This is a genomic window from Legionella sp. PATHC035 (genome assembly GCF_026191115.1).
GTDB lineage: Bacteria > Pseudomonadota > Gammaproteobacteria > Legionellales > Legionellaceae > Legionella.
This window is the reverse complement of the sequence record NZ_JAPHOT010000001.1, coordinates 2,406,151-2,423,868: the sequence shown is the minus strand read 5'-3', so window position 1 is coordinate 2,423,868 and position 17,718 is coordinate 2,406,151. Positions and strand designations below refer to the sequence as shown.

Genomic DNA, 17,718 nt, shown 5'->3' with positions numbered 1-17,718 from the left:
ACCCCAAATCCCTTCTCCCCTAGGGAGGAAGGTGCCCGCTAGGGCGGATGAGGGTCTTTCATTAAGCTTTTTCGTCAAGAGCCTTTTCAACAACTTTGACCAATCGTCCAGCCTCAGGAGAGGTCGTTGAATAGAAATAATCAATTAACTCCCCTTTCCGATTAATGAGGTATTTATGGAAATTCCATTTTGGTGCCGTGCCAAAGCCTAATTTCTCTCTAGCCCAAAGATAAAATGGATGTGCATTTTTGCCTGAAACCACCTCTTTTGCAGTCATTGGAAAAGTAACCCCATAATTGACCTGGCAAAAACTTGCAATTTCTTGCTCAGTCCCAGGTTCTTGACCGCCGAAGTCATTTGACGGAACGCCCAAAATGACTAAACCACGATCTTTATAGTGTTCGTAAAGCTTCTCTAAACGCGCATATTGAGGGGTAAAACCACATTTTGAGGCCGTATTGACAATCATTAATACCTTTCCTCTGAATGATGATAGGGGTAATAGTTCATGCCCACGTAATGTATGAAAGGAATAATCATAGGCATTGTCATTGAGTTTAGGTGAATCAGCTGCTGCGGTATTAGAGGTCATGATGTAACATCCTAGTAAAATGGTTAGAAAGCGCATGGTTATCCCTTAAATGTTCGTTCAAGAGCTGAATCGCTGGGATGTCTATTAACATCTTTATCATATAGCAATGATCCTCTATTGCAAGAGAAACAACTAATGAGAATGCAACTGGTTTCTAATTTTTTCTTGCACTTCAAGCCTATGATGTTCATCCCTATAATGAGTTCGTGGCCAAAAAAAGCCCTTCAGCCCATCGTGTTTGTTTCTGGGAACAATATGGATATGAAGATGGGGTATGCTTTGACTGATGGTGTTATTTATTGCAATAAAACTTCCTGCCGCGCCCATTGCTTTTTCAACCGCGCTGCCAATTCTTTGTGTTAATGAAAAGAGCGGGGATAACATCGAGTCTGGCAGATCATATAATGTTTCAATATGCATCTTTGGGGCTAATAAAGTATGCCCCGGGAAAAGCGGACGAGAGTCCAAAAAGGCAATGAAGCCCTCGTCTTCGAAAACAATAAAAGATTTTTCTTTTTTTGCCACAATCAAATCAATAACACATTCAACTGTCATTTTTATATCCCTATTCATCCCCATGGATCATTTAAACAGTTAGCGCTTTATCCATCGCATTATATGTTTTTCCTTTATGCTCCAACAAATTCTCGTTTTCATCTTTATATTTCAACTTGAGCAAACGACTAAAAAAACCATCCACACAATTGGCAGAGGACATAATTACAGGAGGCGTTTCTTCAGCAATTTCTTGTATTTTTTCAGCATTGATGCGATTGCGCCATCTATAGGCTAATCCAGGAAGAGCGATAATAACTCCTCCAGTATAACCTGCCGCTACACCATAAATCCCAAGTTTGGTTTTAAGTCCAAGAAGTGCCGATCCCGTTATTCCCAGAGATAACGCGGCAACTGAAATCATAGTTGAACCTTTAAGATCCTTCAAAACCCTTAACTGTTGTAAAAGATTATAACGTGCCGAATCCAAAATGACTCCAGCCGACATCATGGGCGCCAAATATTTAAGCATCTCTTTTACTTCCCCAGGATTATTTCCCATTACCAGGACACCGGGCATCACTGCAAAAAATATAGGAACAGGAGCAGTGTACGTCAGAGTAGTTAATAATCCATATTTCCCCATACGGCTTGCATTTTCGTATTTTCTAGCACCAATCAGTCGATTCAGTTCTTGCGAATTACCCTGCCCAAACCCCGCTAAAAGTAAGAAATTAAAGAATATATACTGATTTAAATCAGTGATGGCGGATTGTTCCTTAGTTCCCAACATACCTGAGAGGATGCTTACTGAGAGAGACATCGCCATTTCACTTGCAACAGAAAGAGTAATCGAACCACCAATCGCCAACAGCTCTTTAAGTTGTGCAAACTGGCCGGAAAATTTTTTAAAAATCTTGAAAAATTCGTACTGACTAAAATCTTTATGTTTTGCTAGGTACAGAGCATAGGCTAAAGAAGTGAGATAAGCTTCAATGACATAACCAATGGCAACGCCATCTCCTCTCATCTTGGGCATTCCTAAACCACCAAATCCGAGCCAGGAAGAAATGCCTGTCCCCACTAAAAGACTTGCAAACCCCATAAACATAGCAGGTTTAGAACGTCCAAAACTAAACATCATTTGTTCTGTAGATATTCGCGTCAACACCCCAGCTACTGCCGGTGAATAAACGCGTAAAAAATGCTGGGTAATCTCTGCGACCTGATCATTCTGTCCAAAAAGAGTAGTTAATATCGGTTTGGAAAAGATCATGCCAGCCATAATCGGCGGGGTGAGGACGGCAGAAAGCCAAAGACCATTACGACTGATGCCCGCTATATAATCACGCTTTTCTTGCAAGACTAATTCGTTGGTCTCCCCTTCTTTTTCAGCTTCGGTAAGTTCACCAATTTTATTACTGGCAACCACACTCATGGAGAACAAAGGAGCCATACCAACGACTAAAAGGGTATTGATCATCGTGGAAATTAATGTGGCTGAAGCGGCTTCATCTTCATTTTCACTGAGTGCATTAAGCAAAACAACAATTAAAAAAATCTCAAAGCTAAAAGTAAATGAAAGCGCCATTGGCACAGAAAGCGAACTTAGCGATTTAAAAACATCCCAAAGTCCATATGCAACCTCATCTGCATCCTCAGAATCATTAATTGGCGTAATTAAAGCTTCATCTTCTTTTTGCTCTTCCAATGAGACCGGATCTAATTGATCCTCAGAAGCATGAGCCGCATCAGTAACATGGATTACTATTTGTTGGTTTTCTGGTTCTTGAGAACTTGCATTAATACTCATTCCTGCTTTTTCATTTTTTACTTCTTCAATTTTTTTTTGCATTACTGTTTCCTTTAAAACAACTCATTCCAACTATTAAGGGCCACAGCCTAGATTACATTTAGAAACATCTAAACCAATGTGCCAATAAATTAAATTTAGTGAAAAAATATTAGGCGAAACTTAGGGGCGTGAATTATATCAACCTTTAAAAGCTTTGCACCTGAATTTTTTTATTCTAAAGAATCTGTAAGGACTCAATTGAAGAGAAGCAAACACTGCACTATCATTTGTTTTTCTAATCTATGAATTGATAACGGCTTTTTCTGTCAATTCACTCATTTTTTAAAGGTTGGAGTAACAATAAAATGAAAAAAAATTCTCTGCTTTTGTTTTTTGCATTCTCTCTTTTTCACTGCCATGGTTTTGCTAATACCTTCACTATCGAAAGCGCATCCTTTAAAATGAATTCAATGATTCCGGACCAATATACGTGTAATGGCGTGGATCAATCCCCTCCTTTAACTTGGCAAAATATACCAAACAACACACAGTCACTGGCCTTGGTTGTTGACGATCCGGATGCAGATGAAGGTACCTGGACCCACTGGATAGTATTTAATATACCGCCCACTGTAAAAGAATTAGGTGCTGGGGGACCAATTCCTCCGGGAGCCGCAAATGCAAAAAACAGTTGGGGAGGATTAGGATATCGAGGCCCTTGCCCTCCTTTTGGTTTAGCTCATAGTTATCATTTTAAATTATATGCTCTAGATACGGTATTAACTTTGGGGGATGGGACGACACGAGATATTCTTTTAAATGCAATGACTGGACATGTTATTGGTAATGCGGAATTGATTGGAATTTATCAGCGATTTAAAAATAATACTCCTGCTCAGTGAGGGTGACCGAGCCTTGTTGCGTTAAAGATATTAGGTTGTGCCCCCTTGGCTCAACCTATTCTATTTGATGATTCCCATTACTCTTATCTGGGCTTCCCCCAAACCATTTCTTAAATATTTTTTCATAGGTCCCATCGGCTTGCATTTCTGCTTGGGCCTGATTTACTGCTTGAACCAATTCCTGATTGGCTGGATTCATGCCAAAGCCTAATGGCTGAGGTGCTTTGGGCACAGCAGCAAGAATTTTCAATTGTGGATGGTGTTCAACGTAATAATAAGCTACAGGAAATACCTTCATCACCGCACCAACCCTACCTGCGATTAAGTCATCTATTGCCAGGTTAAAATTTTTAAATGGATATATTTTTACTCCGCGAATTTGTCCCTCTTTTTGCATCTGTTTGGCGATATCAAAATCGGTCGTTTTGGCTTGTACACCCATAGTCAGATTGTCTAAATCAGCAATCGTTTTTGCCTGCGGTGTTTTTTTGGTATTAATCACGATGCTTAAGGTCGTTGTCATATAGGGCTTGGAAAAGGCAATTATTTTCTCGCGCTCATTGGTGATCGTAATCGCTCCCATAATGAGATCATAGTGCTGGTCTCGCAATTCATTTATAATTTGTTCCCATTGGGTGTTTTTAAACTCTAAATGTAAATGCAGTCTTTTGGCAATTTCGCGAATTAAATCCACTTCAAAACCAATTTCCTGTTTATTTTTTAAATATTCAAACGGCGGATTGGTAAAATAAGTAGCAACAATAAGGGTTCCTGGTTTCAGTGTATGCAATGCGGGATAATTTTCAGTGTTTGCATAAGCTAACCGGGTAGTAAGGGCAGAAAATAAAAACACTAAAAAACAAAGAAATAATGTTCTTGAAAATTGTCTTAACATACATAACTCCTTTTACACTCATGCAGAACCTATCTCACCAAAGTATGTCACTTCGTTTGTGAGACTCTTTTGATTAATAACGGTACAAACCCCAGGAGAATTCCTCCCAATGCAACAATATCGGTCACTAAATCAAATTTTGGGATACTAAAGCAGGCGATAAAGACCAAAAATAGCGCACTACAAGTAGGCCAAATAATGTAGCCGAGTAATTCAGCTGTAGTGTTCCACAGAAAACGATGGTACCAGGCACAAGCAAAGCCCGTTAACGAATAATAAAAGGCAACCAAAATACCAAGTGCATGCACCGAATCTTTAATAATCAAGTTTACCGTTGAAAAATTAGAAGAGAGTACTAATAAAATCACGCCCAAAAACCAGATAAAAAGAATTGCTACCCACGGGGTATTTCGAGATTTATGTAGGGTCGCATAACGTGGATGAATTATTTCATCCCGTGCCTCGGCAAATAGAGTTCGTGTAAACTGAACGATGGTAGTCTGCAAGGTACCGATGGTACTGATCATCACGCAAAGAACCGCCAAGTAGCTCCATGGACTAGGTACTATTTTTTCTGCGACTGCAAAAATTACATTTGTTCCTGCATGCTTTATTTCATCATCATTGAGAGCCAGGAGGGTTACAATAGCAAAACTGACATAGATGCATATGATAATTAATACAGACCAAAAGGCTCCTATCCCCGGCGCATGCCGGGTATTTTTAGTTTCCTCATTTAAGTTAAGGGTAACATCCCAGCCCCAGTAGAAAAAGACGGCGGTTAATGCCCCTGTTGCAAATAACTCGGGAGTAAAGCTAGTAAAAGAAAGCCAGGAAAATGAGAAAGGATGCGCTGGATGAGGTGCAAACTTGATCAAACCCACACTAATAATTGTAAATAAGATAAGCACTTCAAACCCAGTCATTAAGATTTGAAGATATGCCGTAGGTTTTATTCCAGCAATAGCGATCGCTGAAATCATGGTTATCCAGAGTATGCTGGTCAAAGTAACCCACCCCGGGCTTTCCACCAGATGAGGCGCGACGAGTAACAATGTTGCTGTGGCTGCAGGAATAGAACCCGAAACCATAAATACAGCGGATGAAACTAAAACCGCCCATCCGGCAAAAAAACCTAAATACATTCCAAAAATTTTGGATATCCACGCATATGAAGCCCCTGCATTGACAATGACTTTGTTCAGGTGAATGAATGCCAAGGAAATACCGAACATGATAAATCCACAATATAAAATACTTCCCGGCGCTAAAGTACCCACTGTAGCGACTAGTGTTGCCGTCGCAGCAGCAACGCTAAAAGCGGGCGCAGCTCCTGCCGTTCCCATAATGATCGATTCACCTATCCCCAGAGAATCCGCAGCAAGCTTTCCTTCATTCTTAATATTCATTTGGTCAAAATTTCCAATTATAAAATTAAGTCATCTTTACTAAGCATATCAATTTTTAGGGAAATATGTGTTGAGCACAAAAATTTCTCAAAAATAATTTAACCCCTTTCTTTGACAAAAAATGAATCAGAATAAATAATTAATTATCAAAAAAGAATCCAACAGGACTTACAGAAACCGCTTTTTTATGAGCTTAACGAGAGATCTCCATCCAGCACAGGGTTCAGTGCGAGGGCAGCTCTCTGGTGACGCTTGAGCTGGTGATACTGAAACACTGTAACATTCCATTCACACAATGAATTGAGAGCAACGATGCAAGCAGATCTCTTTTATACGGTAGATAGTGTCCGACCAATCCCTCTTTATCTCATCTCCCAAAAACAATGGGAAGAGCAAAGTTCTTCATTCACCTCAGTTGAACGTAACTATTTTGGACAAATGCAGTTTCATGGAGCAATGGGAGATTGTTGTTTGTTTTATAATGCTGATGGTTTATTAGAGAGCGCATATATAGGGACTGGAGATGAAAATCAGGTATTGGCAATGGCCCATGCCGCTCAATTACTACCAGCGAACACCTATCAAGTTCAAGGAACTTATTCGCAAGAGGCCGCCTTATATTGGGCATTGGCACAATATCGATTTGAAAAATACAAAAAAAACTCTTCGTCACCTCGTGTCTTAATGGTTGAGTCGCAAAAGGTTGATGATTTACTCCAAATGGCTCAGACACATTTTCTGGTTCGTGATCTCATCAACGAACCGGCCAGTGATCTGGGTCCTAAAGAAATGGCAGAAGTAGTGGCAACCTTAGCCGATACCTATAATGCAAAATTTGAACAATGGATTGGTAATGAACTGTTACGAGATAATTTTCCAGCCATTCACGCAGTAGGCCGCGCAGCCCAGTCAGAACCACGTTTACTCTCTTTAACCTGGGGAGATGAAACACATCCTCGTGTTGCGTTGGTCGGTAAGGGGGTTTGTTTTGACACCGGAGGCCTGAATATCAAATCCGCTTACGGTATGCGCATCATGAAAAAAGACATGGGAGGTGCAGCACATGTGATAGGCCTCGCCCAATGGATTATGGCACGTCACTTGCCTGTTCGCTTACATTTGCTGATTCCCGCTGTGGAAAATGCGATTGGACCCAATGCATACAGGCCAGGCGATATTTTAGTGATGCGCAACGGCTTAACCGTGGAACTGGATAATACTGATGCAGAAGGACGTTTGATTATGGCTGATGCTTTGGTCAAAGCATGTGAGGAGCAACCTGATTTACTGATCGACTTTGCAACCTTATCTTCCTCAGCTCGTGTTTCTGTAGGTACTGAAATGTCAGCATTTTTTACCAATGACGAATCGTTAGCCGCAGAAATCATTGATGCATCGTCTAAAGCGGCTGATCCGGTATGGCGTTTACCCTTATTTGCTGCCTATCAAAAATTCCTGCGATCTTCGATTGCAGATATGACCAACTGCAGTGATTATCCTTATGCAGGAGCTATTATAGCTGCATTATTTCTCCAACGTTACATCACCCAAACTACGTCTTGGCTGCATTTTGACATTATGGCCTGGAGTGAACAAAGCAAACCTGGTAAACCAGAGGGTGGCGAAGTCATGGGTTTACGTGCCGTCATGGCATATTTGTTACGTGTTTATGGGTAATAGTTTGCAGGCAGCCACGCATAAGGTTTACAACTTTTAATTTAAGCGAAACTCTGCCAAAGAATAGTAATTTTGTTTCCCTTGTTCTGGCCTGCTTTCGATGAGATAAATCTTATCTACCCGCATTGGGGGAATACTCGGCATTTTCACTGTGTCTAAGAGTTCGCGCGGTACCTTATGCCGAATCAATCGCCCCAGGGTTAAATGCCCCCGAAAAGAGCGCGTTTCAACTGGGACATTCAAAGCAATCAGAGCTTGTCCGATCGTATCTGACAACCTAGCTAAAGCAGCTTGGGGTTGAACTGTTAACGAGAGAACTTTAGGACGTCGTACCGTTGGGAACCACTCCAACTGCCCGAATTCAAGTTGAAATGGCGGTAGGTTTTGTAGTGCTGCATGCACATATTCGGTCGCAGGTATGAGCTGTTCTTGTGGTAAATGACCTAGAAATTGTAAAGTAATATGCATTTTTTCAACATGGACCCAACGCATATAATCGGACAAGATGGTCTCGTGCAAAGACTTCAGGCAATTGGATAATTTAATTTGTATTTTCTTTGGAAAGGTAATTGCAAAAAAAATTCTTAGCGTATGCATTATCCCTCACTAAAGCAGTATGTTTGGGTCTTGGAGTCCTATTTAAAGGCCCCATCCTTAAAACAACTTAGACTAGATACAATAATAGTATCATAATGGATTAAATAAAATTGCATGTGCACCGAACCTAGGTAACTTAAGCCAGTGGATAATTACTCTCATTCTTAAAAGCACATAAAAAAATTGAATTTATCGAAAAGGGTCGTTTGCTTAGGGGGCCTATTTTAACTTGAGAACTCCATCTTATCTTGCCCCCCAATACGCCGCAAATTGAGACAAGTCATTCCCACTTTACTGTAACGACGATGGATATAGATAAACTAGAACTGAGATGATAGCATTACTATTTTTTTGTTCGAGAGCGAATGAAATACCGACCCGATATTGATGGACTCCGGGCTGTTGCCATTATACTGGTCTTAATTTATCACGGAGGACTCTCCTTTTTTCCATCTGGATTTATAGGGGTTGATGTATTTTTTGTTATCTCTGGCTTCCTTATTACCCACATCATCCATGAGTCAGTTCATCACGGTTCTTTTTCTTTTTTAGACTTTTACAATCGAAGGTTATGGCGTTTACAACCTGTATTTGTTTGTTTGCTCCTTTTGACTACCGCATTGGCATTATTGTTTTTTTTGCCGGATGATTTAATTCTCTACAGCAAAAGCGCGCGTAAAACTTCGTTATTTTTATCTAACTTATTTTTTGATAAAACAACCACTGGATATTTTTCTCCAGAAACATACCAGCTTCCTTTACTGCATACCTGGTCTCTTTCCATAGAATGGCAATGTTATCTGTTTTTACCTTGCCTCATCTATTGCTTGCATCGTTTCTTACCTAAAGGATACTTGTTCCCAATTGTCGTCGGACTGACTTTTATCGCATTGCTCCTCTCGATGTATCATGCGAGAACCTTACCTGCACATACGTACTACCTATTTTCCAGCAGAATTTATGAGTTTTTGATTGGCTCTTGTGTCGCCCTCATTCCAGCGACATTTTGGGTAAACAATAAATATGTTATCAACCTATTTGGCAGTCTTTCATTGCTCACCCTATTGTATGTTGCCCAGCTTAATCCCTCTTTGGCAGGTTACCCTGATGAACATGCTTTTGCCGTCTGTATTGCCACCGGATTACTTATTTTCATAGGGGCATGTGCTCCGGGAAATATATTGAGCCAAATCCTTTCCAGTCAGCCTATGGTATTTATAGGATTATTATCTTATTCCCTCTATATTTGGCATTGGGTAATTTTTTCATTTCTAAGATATCAAAGTATTGTAGAAACCCCTGCTGTTTTATTAGCTGCTTTCGGACTTACTTTTGTTTTAGCCTATCTCTCCTGGCGCCTCATTGAAATACCCTCAAAACGCGGAAAACAAATACCATTTCGTTATACTTTTCTGCTGCTTTTTTTAATTCCTAGCATTGCCTTACATTTGACCGATTATATGATTAAGAAAAACCAGGGATTTCCTCAGCGTTTTACGGGTGAGTTATTAACTATCCATCAACAATTAAACCAATACAACAGCCCACAAAGAGCCGTATGTGTGACTGATTCACAGAGTAAAATTAATAGGCAATGCGGTATCGGTTCAAAAAAACCCAACAGCAAGCAAGCACTCATGATCGGAGATTCTTTTGCCAATCATTATTGGGGTTTTATGGATGAGTTAGGACAAGCAGCAAATATCTCTATTTTAATGCAGACCGTATCTTCGTGCTTAACCTTGCCCGGCATTTATCTTTTTGATTGGTGGCATTTTAAAGATCAAAACTATCAGCTCTGTTATGAGCTGACTCAAAAATATTATCAAATGATTGAAAACAATCATTATGATTATGTAATCATTGGCCAACTATGGGGTAATTATTACAGTGATCACATCATCAATAAGTTAGGTGATAAACGATCTTTACCCTTAGGCCTAAAAAGACTGGAAAAGGCTTTAGACACAGCACTTTCAATCATTACCGCCTCAGGAGCAAAGCCTGTATTAATTCATTCAACAGCAACAATGCAAAATAGTTTTCATGATTGTTTTTATAAACATATAAAACGAAGAACTGCATATAATCCGCACGATTGTGATTTTACCCTTTCGGAAGGAGAATGGTTTGATCGGTTATTTAATAAAATGAAAAACAAATACCCACAGTTAATTATTATCGACCCTAAAAAAATACAATGTACGCAAAATATCTGTAAAGCAGACCTCAATGGTATTCCCATCTATCGTGATGTGGGTCATATCACTGATTATGCCTCTTATCAATTTGGGAAACTTTACTTAAAAAAATATCCTAATCCTTTGGCCTAATCGCCTAAGTATTTTTACCTTCCAGAGGTAGGTTTTAAGCGCGATGGGAAATCAGTATCTCGCTACTTATCGTCTATCCACCGCCACATCAGTTTCTTTTTAATCATTTCCACTAAAAAAAGATAGGTGATTGTTGCCGCGATTAAAAACAGGAAATAGGTTGCGGGTAACGGGACGAATCCCCAAAACTTTGCAATAGGCGTGAAAGGCAATATCGTAGCAGTAAACACAATCGATAAAACCATGATGATTAAAGCCTTACTGGGTTTACTTTGCCAGGGACTTTTCACTGAACGAATCACAAATACGACTAGTGTTTGCGTCGCCAAAGATTCAACAAACCAGCCAGTTTGGAACAATGCTTCTGTTGCTGCAAAGACCTTCAACATCACAAAAAAAGTAATAAAATCAAAAATAGAGCTGATGGGGCCGATATAAAACATAAACTTGCGAATAATTCCTATGTCCCAATGCTTTGGTTTACGTGCAAAACTAGGGTCGACGTTGTCCGTTGGAATCACAACCTGTGATGTATCATAAAGAAGGTTATTTAAAAGAATTTGTGTCGGTAACATCGGTAAAAACGGCAACACCAGAATCGCACCGGCCATACTTAACATGTTCCCGAAATTCGAACTAGTCCCCATCATGAGGTATTTCATCACATTTCCGAATGACTTGCGTCCTTCAACAATCCCTTTCAGCAACACGCTTAAGTGACGCTTTAATAAAATAATATCCGCGGCTTCACGCGCTACATCTACCGCGCCCGCAACCGAAATGCCTACATCCGCCGAATGCAACGAAGGAACATCATTAATTCCATCCCCAATATATCCTACTACATGGCCCCGAGCGCGAAGAACACTTATAATACGTTGCTTTTGCATAGGAGAAATGCGAGCAAATACGTCAACTTCTTCCGCAATCTCTCCTAATGCCATATCCGTAATGTGATTCAATTGCTCACCAAGTAGCATTCGACTTGCATCAAGACCCACTTGCTGACAGATGTGACGCGTCACCAAATCATTATCACCAGTCAAAATCTTTATTTTGACCCCTTCTTTAAATAATTTTTTGATGATTGTTGGTGTTTCCTCAAGAGCTGGGTCAAAAAAAGCCAGGAATCCCGCTACTATCATGTTTTTCTCATCCGGAATATGATAGGAAGTCTTGGTTTTGATTTCGCGGTAAGCTACAGCCAAGGTGCGATAGCCTTGCTCACTTAAAGATAAAAAAGTGGCTGCAATTTTTTTTCTTGTCGCGTCATCCAATGGATGGATTTCCCCTGCCAGATCATAATGAGTACAATCGCAGATCACAAACTCTGGAGCGCCTTTGGTTATCAGCAGATGAGCCCCACTTTTATCGACAACAACGCTTGAGCGCCGACGCTCAAAATCGAAGGGGATTTCATCGACTTTATGATACGTTTGTACGTCAGGATGATCGTGTTTTAAGATCGCAGCATCCAAAGGATTAATGTTTACTTTTTTTAATACCGCAATATTAAACGGGTTAGGAATCTCGGTACCATATAAACTATTTAAATAAGCCAATAACATCACGCTTTCGGATTGATTACCCCAAGGATCGATATGGTGCTCCAGGACCATTTCACCACTGGTTATCGTACCGGTTTTATCACTACAAAGAATATCAATGCTGCCAAAATTCTGAATTGCAGATAAATTTTTGACAATCACTTTTTTCTTTGCCATATGGACTGCACCAGCAGCGAGTGTCACCGTGGTTATCATCGGCAATAACTCCGGGGTAAGCCCAACAGCCAAGGCTACAGCAAATAATAAAGATTCAAGCAAAGAGCGTTTTAAATAAATATTGACCGCAAACACAAATACCACAAGAAAAAAAACCACCTTCATAATGAACAAGCCAAAGCGCGTGATGCCCTTTTCAAATTCAGTGTGTGGTGCAACTTTAGAAAGGCTTTTGACGATATCACCAAACTGGGTATTCGCTCCGGTCGCTACAACCACAGCCGTAGCAGTACCACTAACTACTGATGATCCCGAAAAAACAGCATTTTTCGCCTCTTCAGGATTTTGAGGGGGTGTGCTTTCTTGAATCGCTTCCTTTTCAACGGGTAAAGACTCACCAGTGAGTGCCGCCTGTTGGACATGTAAGTCCTTCGCCTTTAATAATAGAGAGTCTGCAGGGATCAAATCGCCGGCAGCAAGACGGATAATATCGCCAGAGACCAATTCACGGCATGGGAGTTCCCCCCATTGGCCATCACGTAAAACATTTGCAGTGGATGCGATATTCTTCTGCAGTTTTTTCACCGCCACTAAAGAACGATGGCTTTGAAAATAATCCAAGCCAATACTCATCACCACCATAATAATGATGATGGCAGAACTCACCACATTCCCAGTAAACGCTGAAACTCCTGCCGCAATCAACAATATGGCAATCAATGGATTAGTGGAATGAGAAATGGCCTCCATAATAAGCAGACGATAAGGGCTTTGAGTCACTTCATTAAACCCTGACAATGTCTGTCTTTTTTGGGCTTCCGCGCGAGTCAAGCCATCAAGAGAACTATTGAGTTTGCTAAGTATCGTCTGGTTGTCCAAAGTAACTAATGCATGTAAATCCATTGATTCCAACCCATCCTATGTTTCGCCTGTTTGCCTCATTCCATGCAGCCGTCTAACGCAATGACAAGTTCACTGGATTTTTATAGTAGTTATTAATTTTATTGGCAAGCCAACCGCCATCATCACTAGGGAAGCTACCAACACTGGTCGTATTACCTCCGCCCCAAAGAATGGCAAATACATTGCTGCTGGCGGCTTGTTGTAAATTATTTGTTTGCCAAACATAGGTATTGCCCCCATGAGCATCCATCATCAAATAATCCATAATATTGCTGGTACCATAAATTGAACTCGATAAAGAAGTGCCCAGGACATAGGACTTTAAATTGCTTAAAGGATTATATGAATTCCCAAAAAAAAAGTCAGGCTCGGTTGAAGCATGACTTGTTCGCGTGTCCACATCATTATTTTGTTGTAAATGACCTCCAGGGATTTGCCATAACATCACCGGAATATTACCCAAAGAAACGCTAATGTTGTTGACGTAATTCAATACATTAAACCAATCCCGCGCATTAAATAAATATCCAGAGCCAACTGCCCCAGGAATGGCATCCATTTCATATTTATCAAACACAATAAAATCGGGTTTGTAATTGCCTTGATATGCAGTAGTCGCTTCAATTAAGGTAACAGTCGGATCAGAAACATTGGCCTTTAATGTCGCTGCATCATAGTTTTGATGCACCCAATTGGAACTACCAACTCCCCACAAATTCACTTGCCAGCCAAAAGTTACATGAGGTGCAAATTGCCGAATAATCCAATTAGTCGATTGTACCCAACCAGGAAAATCGTTCGTAAAGGCAGGAATAGTAATCGATGCAGGAACAGTTGGGTTGGCAATGCAATGATTAAAATATTGCAGCTTATAGGTATCCCAGGTGCTCATTGCCGACCAATTATCGGTCGTTTTACTCCGGATTGCCTGAAACAATGCTTCATAATTTAAGCCTGTACCATAATTTGTATCAATGGTTGATGTAGCAAAACACACAGCAGTCTGCAATGCTTTTTGCAGTGGCACTTGACTTATCGCCGTATTGGCATCGTTTAATAAGTTTTCTTGTTGCAGCATTCCGAATAAATCAGGATTTAAGATAATCGCCCCCGGATAATTAAACTGTGCTGATTGGAATGATTGGAGTTTTTGCGCCTCCATGATGAGATTAATATAGTGCATCACCATATTGGTGTATTCAAAGTCAGTAAAACTGGTGCCACCACTCATCTGCGCAGTATAAATAACCATTGTAGGGATTACTTTATTGGGTAATTGTTGCTGCTGGTAAAAGGCAGATAGTGCTTGTGCTTGTTGTGCCGTTTCCAAATCAAAAATTGGATAAACAATTTGTCCTGGATCACCATTCCCACCTAATCCACCGTATTTGAAAATGGCATCGATTGGGCGTGATTGCAATGAAGTTTGTATTGCAGGTGAGTCATCAGTAACCGCTCCCATGGCAAGATAATTTGGCCATCCAGGAACTTTGCTTGAACTGGGCGAGAAAGTAATTGTTTCAACCACACCGGCAGCGGCTTGCAAGGGTTGCGGGCTAAAATGTACGGAGTAGCCTGGGATAGCACTGGTAGACAAAGTATAGATTGTCCCGGCAGTCAATGAGACCGTTGCAGAGCCCGAGCCATTGGTCAAATTGACAATCTGGGTCAAAGCAGCAAAACCATCGTTAGGTGTCAAAGTAACACTTACTTGCTTCAGTGATCCAGGGGCCCCGCTGACATTTATCGTTGCGGCTTCTTGTGCTATAGGAGAACAGGCATAGTTTAAATTAACCGTTGGAGGGGTTTCACCAGCCACCACAGAAGCAGGAACAAAAGTAGGAACGCAATTCGTGCCATTAAAAATAATATTCGGCGTAGAAAGGGTGTAGGTACTGCCACTTTCAAGTTGTGTCATTGGAGTCACTGCATTCCACGGTGCATTGGCATTGACTGAAGCCCCGCTGTCTGTCTGGGTCGCGATCACATTAGGGGTATTTGTATAACCACTTAGATCTGATGGTAACGCTTGTACACTAACGGCGATACGTCCTGTGTTAGGAGGTGCTCCTAAATAAACTTGAACACTATTCGCTACATAATCCGCTGTAGGTGCACCATAATAGAGCACAATGGAACCACCTTTAGGTAAGATACTGTTTGAGCCAGTTGTTGTCGGAAAATGTAAATTAAGCGTTGCTACAACAGTTCCGTCTGTCTGCATTTGAGAGGTAATTTGCAAGACATTATCGGGATAGGACAAAGAAGAAAAATCGCCCCAAAATGAGGTATCAAGAGAAGAGGCATCCACAAAGGTTATTTTGGTATTCTGAAAATCAACGCTTTGTCCGCAATTATTCGTTAACTTAAGCGAAATGTTTTGCCAATTTGAATTCCCAGATGCACTAAAACTGGAGTTGATACACGAAGTGGGCTGTGCTGCAAAAGAATCACTAGCGCTCGCCGTATTCAATTGGGCTGTAACAACAAAAACAGCCAACACCATACTCATCAACCTATTCATTATCTAACGAGCCTTATGGAAGTGTCTGGATTAGTAATAGTCAATTAGGTTAATATATTATTAATTTTTTTACAATCAATGATTGATTTGGGAATAAACCGCGCCGTTATCAGGGCTAATTGTTTCCTCAGGATTTCCATTTTGAGGTCCGGCCAAGAAACTTTGTTTTGCAATTGAATGGGAAGTGGTCGTTTGACGCCATTTGCCCATGATGGGTGGTACAAAATGGCTCTCGTTTTGCGGAATAGGCTTTAGGCTCAATTTAGATTGCTGCTCGTCAGTTTGCCTTTTCTCAGACTCATTCTCTTGTTCAACATCAGGAATTTTTGCTTGTTCTTTTTTTCTTAATTCAACTTGAGGCGAATAATAAAACGCAAACAACCTGAGTTTCACAACCAGCCAGAAGGCTTTCGTGGGGGTCAGTTCTTCATATCCATTAAGGCTTGGATTTTTGGTTGTCGCGGTATACTCACTTGGGGATAACATCTTAATGCGTTTTACATCGGAACGAAAATAAATTTTTTTATTATTGGGATCCTGAATGAATAAAGGTTGCGGTTGAGAATCCTTGTAATTGATTTGCGGCAAAAAATCCAAACCTCCGTAATCAACAGATTGTCGCTTTTCACCAGTTTTCATCAAACGCGCAATATCTCCTAGGGAATTATCCATCCCATTGATCAGCATGTTCGCGTTTGCATCATTCTCATGGTAAAAATAAGTTCCGTCACCATAGGCTTTGCTATCCTCCTTGATCATGTCTTGCTCTCTACTAAAGGGCTGAAAAGAATTGGTAACGGCAACGCTGTTTTTATTGTCTTCATTATGCATGTTATTAACAAGAATACTGCCCCATACACCGAACTCTTTTGGAAGAAGCTTTCTCATTTCGCCCATGCGGCTCAAATGGCCTCCAGCAAAATGGTCCGAATAAAAATGCATTGCAAATAAATCACGAGCCACTGCCATAGCATGAAAACGATGCCCCAGTTCCGTAAATAGTTCTTTCTCGGTTAACTTCCCTTCTGTTGATTCAGGGGCCAGTTTATATTTTGCAGGGTCTATTTCAATTTGCTGTACAATTTTCGCTAATCGATCTCGAATTTCTGAAGGAATTTTTTTATCTTCTTTACTGACTTTCCCTCCAGCAATTTGATGACAATAATAAGCTATCTCCGCCATATTTAAGGCAGATTGATGTCCTACAATATATCCACGCAGTGACCATGGTGCAAAATGATCTTCATTGCTTGCTAATTTTGCACCATAATCTTTTACAGTGACTGCATAAATTAATTGTTTCAATAAGCTGGGAATAAAACGTGATCCATCGATAGCGAAAATTTGGCTGATCGCGCTTTTTGTTACAGCGGGTGAGGCTAAATCATCATAGGCTTGTTTGAACGCATCGGTTTCGGCTTGCGTCACTGGGGTGTGGAGTAATTGCTCATTTTCTTCAGTGCCATCTCCGGTTTTTTCAGGAATTTGTAATTGTTCCCACCAGCCTGCTTTCGTATAATAATCACCAGCTAAAGCAACGACATCCCCAGCGCTTAACTTCATAGCAAGCGGCACAGGGATGCCATCAACTTCCTGCATCATTTTAAGACGCAAATTATTGGTATTTTCTGGGGATAAATTCTGACTACCTTTCAGATAACGATTGCCTAATGTTTGAATGCGTATTTGATCGCCAGCATTTTTATGTTCGTTGGTTTCCATAAAAACAACATCATGATAATAAATTTAACATAATTATACTCAATAAAGATTAAAGGAGCCTTAATTGGGTTACCAGCTTGCTTTTTAATTAACTACAAAATGACCTATGCATGTCTGAAAGAAAATGAACAGGTGAACTCAAACTTCCCT

At 40.5% G+C, this 17,718-nt stretch carries 12 protein-coding genes; 3 read left to right on the top strand and 9 right to left on the bottom strand.

The genetic code is table 11. The features are described from left to right. Window positions 1-61: 61 nt before the first annotated feature. The 3 genes from OQJ13_RS10645 to OQJ13_RS10635 all read right to left on the bottom strand — a co-directional run bounded on the left by OQJ13_RS10645 (window position 62) and on the right by OQJ13_RS10635 (window position 2,942). On the bottom strand, window positions 62-592 hold the full coding sequence (locus OQJ13_RS10645; protein ID WP_265710828.1) for a glutathione peroxidase: 531 nt from the start codon (window positions 590-592) through the stop codon (window positions 62-64). 132 nt (window positions 593-724) lie between these two features. Further along, entirely contained in the window at window positions 725-1,147 is a 423-nt protein-coding gene (locus OQJ13_RS10640; protein WP_265710827.1) for an HIT family protein, read from the bottom strand. Window positions 1,148-1,178: 31 nt separating this feature from the next. Beyond that, window positions 1,179-2,942 (bottom strand): MATE family efflux transporter, encoded by a 1,764-nt coding sequence (locus OQJ13_RS10635; protein ID WP_265710826.1) that lies wholly within the window; start codon window positions 2,940-2,942, stop codon window positions 1,179-1,181. Between the two features lie 305 nt (window positions 2,943-3,247). Here OQJ13_RS10635 and OQJ13_RS10630 point away from each other — a divergent pair, with 305 nt between their 5' ends. After that, entirely contained in the window at window positions 3,248-3,784 is a 537-nt protein-coding gene (locus OQJ13_RS10630; protein ID WP_265710825.1) for a YbhB/YbcL family Raf kinase inhibitor-like protein, read from the top strand. A gap of 55 nt (window positions 3,785-3,839) precedes the next feature. On the opposite strand, the gene OQJ13_RS10625 is transcribed toward OQJ13_RS10630, so the two are convergent. Both OQJ13_RS10625 and OQJ13_RS10620 read right to left on the bottom strand, forming a co-directional pair. Beyond that, window positions 3,840-4,679 (bottom strand): ABC transporter substrate-binding protein, encoded by an 840-nt coding sequence (locus OQJ13_RS10625; protein ID WP_265710824.1) that lies wholly within the window; start codon window positions 4,677-4,679, stop codon window positions 3,840-3,842. 47 nt (window positions 4,680-4,726) lie between these two features. Then, window positions 4,727-6,088, bottom strand: a complete 1,362-nt coding sequence (locus OQJ13_RS10620) for an APC family permease (RefSeq protein ID WP_265710823.1) — start codon at window positions 6,086-6,088, stop codon at window positions 4,727-4,729. Window positions 6,089-6,400: 312 nt separating this feature from the next. On the opposite strand from OQJ13_RS10620, the gene OQJ13_RS10615 reads away from it, so the two are divergent. Further along, window positions 6,401-7,765, top strand: a complete 1,365-nt coding sequence (locus tag OQJ13_RS10615) for a leucyl aminopeptidase family protein (protein ID WP_265710822.1) — start codon at window positions 6,401-6,403, stop codon at window positions 7,763-7,765. 36 nt (window positions 7,766-7,801) lie between these two features. On the opposite strand, the gene thpR is transcribed toward OQJ13_RS10615, so the two are convergent. After that, a complete protein-coding gene (thpR, locus tag OQJ13_RS10610) occupies window positions 7,802-8,362 on the bottom strand; it encodes an RNA 2',3'-cyclic phosphodiesterase (protein ID WP_265710821.1) in 561 nt (186 codons plus the stop codon). Window positions 8,363-8,727: 365 nt separating this feature from the next. Between thpR and OQJ13_RS10605 the strand changes: the two genes are divergently transcribed. Next, window positions 8,728-10,695 carry an acyltransferase family protein gene (locus OQJ13_RS10605; protein ID WP_265710820.1) on the top strand — a complete coding sequence of 656 codons (1,968 nt, stop codon included), beginning with the start codon at window positions 8,728-8,730 and terminating at the stop codon, window positions 10,693-10,695. Between the two features lie 62 nt (window positions 10,696-10,757). Here OQJ13_RS10605 and mgtA read toward each other — a convergent pair whose 3' ends face one another. The 3 genes from mgtA to OQJ13_RS10590 all read right to left on the bottom strand — a co-directional run bounded on the left by mgtA (window position 10,758) and on the right by OQJ13_RS10590 (window position 17,568). Next, window positions 10,758-13,322 carry a magnesium-translocating P-type ATPase gene (gene mgtA / locus OQJ13_RS10600; protein ID WP_265710819.1) on the bottom strand — a complete coding sequence of 855 codons (2,565 nt, stop codon included), beginning with the start codon at window positions 13,320-13,322 and terminating at the stop codon, window positions 10,758-10,760. A 52-nt stretch (window positions 13,323-13,374) separates the two neighbouring features. Beyond that, the gene (locus tag OQJ13_RS10595) at window positions 13,375-15,834 is read right to left on the bottom strand and encodes a hypothetical protein (RefSeq protein ID WP_265710818.1); all 2,460 of its coding nucleotides are present in this window, start codon (window positions 15,832-15,834) and stop codon (window positions 13,375-13,377) included. Between the two features lie 87 nt (window positions 15,835-15,921). Continuing rightward, a complete protein-coding gene (locus tag OQJ13_RS10590; protein ID WP_265710817.1) occupies window positions 15,922-17,568 on the bottom strand; it encodes a hypothetical protein in 1,647 nt (548 codons plus the stop codon). Between the last annotated feature and the right edge of the window lie 150 nt (window positions 17,569-17,718).

What these genes read in the sequence shown, in the direction of transcription:
- OQJ13_RS10645 (WP_265710828.1), bottom strand. Translation starts at nt 592, where the DNA reads ATGACCTCTAATACCGCAGCAGCTGATTCACCTAAACTCAATGACAAT.
- OQJ13_RS10640 (WP_265710827.1), bottom strand. Translation starts at nt 1,147, where the DNA reads ATGACAGTTGAATGTGTTATTGATTTGATTGTGGCAAAAAAAGAAAAA.
- OQJ13_RS10635 (WP_265710826.1), bottom strand. Translation starts at nt 2,942, where the DNA reads ATGCAAAAAAAAATTGAAGAAGTAAAAAATGAAAAAGCAGGAATGAGT.
- OQJ13_RS10630 (WP_265710825.1), top strand. Translation starts at nt 3,248, where the DNA reads ATGAAAAAAAATTCTCTGCTTTTGTTTTTTGCATTCTCTCTTTTTCAC.
- OQJ13_RS10625 (WP_265710824.1), bottom strand. Translation starts at nt 4,679, where the DNA reads ATGTTAAGACAATTTTCAAGAACATTATTTCTTTGTTTTTTAGTGTTT.
- OQJ13_RS10620 (WP_265710823.1), bottom strand. Translation starts at nt 6,088, where the DNA reads ATGAATATTAAGAATGAAGGAAAGCTTGCTGCGGATTCTCTGGGGATA.
- OQJ13_RS10615 (WP_265710822.1), top strand. Translation starts at nt 6,401, where the DNA reads ATGCAAGCAGATCTCTTTTATACGGTAGATAGTGTCCGACCAATCCCT.
- thpR (WP_265710821.1), bottom strand. Translation starts at nt 8,362, where the DNA reads ATGCATACGCTAAGAATTTTTTTTGCAATTACCTTTCCAAAGAAAATA.
- OQJ13_RS10605 (WP_265710820.1), top strand. Translation starts at nt 8,728, where the DNA reads ATGAAATACCGACCCGATATTGATGGACTCCGGGCTGTTGCCATTATA.
- mgtA (WP_265710819.1), bottom strand. Translation starts at nt 13,322, where the DNA reads ATGGATTTACATGCATTAGTTACTTTGGACAACCAGACGATACTTAGC.
- OQJ13_RS10595 (WP_265710818.1), bottom strand. Translation starts at nt 15,834, where the DNA reads ATGAGTATGGTGTTGGCTGTTTTTGTTGTTACAGCCCAATTGAATACG.
- OQJ13_RS10590 (WP_265710817.1), bottom strand. Translation starts at nt 17,568, where the DNA reads ATGGAAACCAACGAACATAAAAATGCTGGCGATCAAATACGCATTCAA.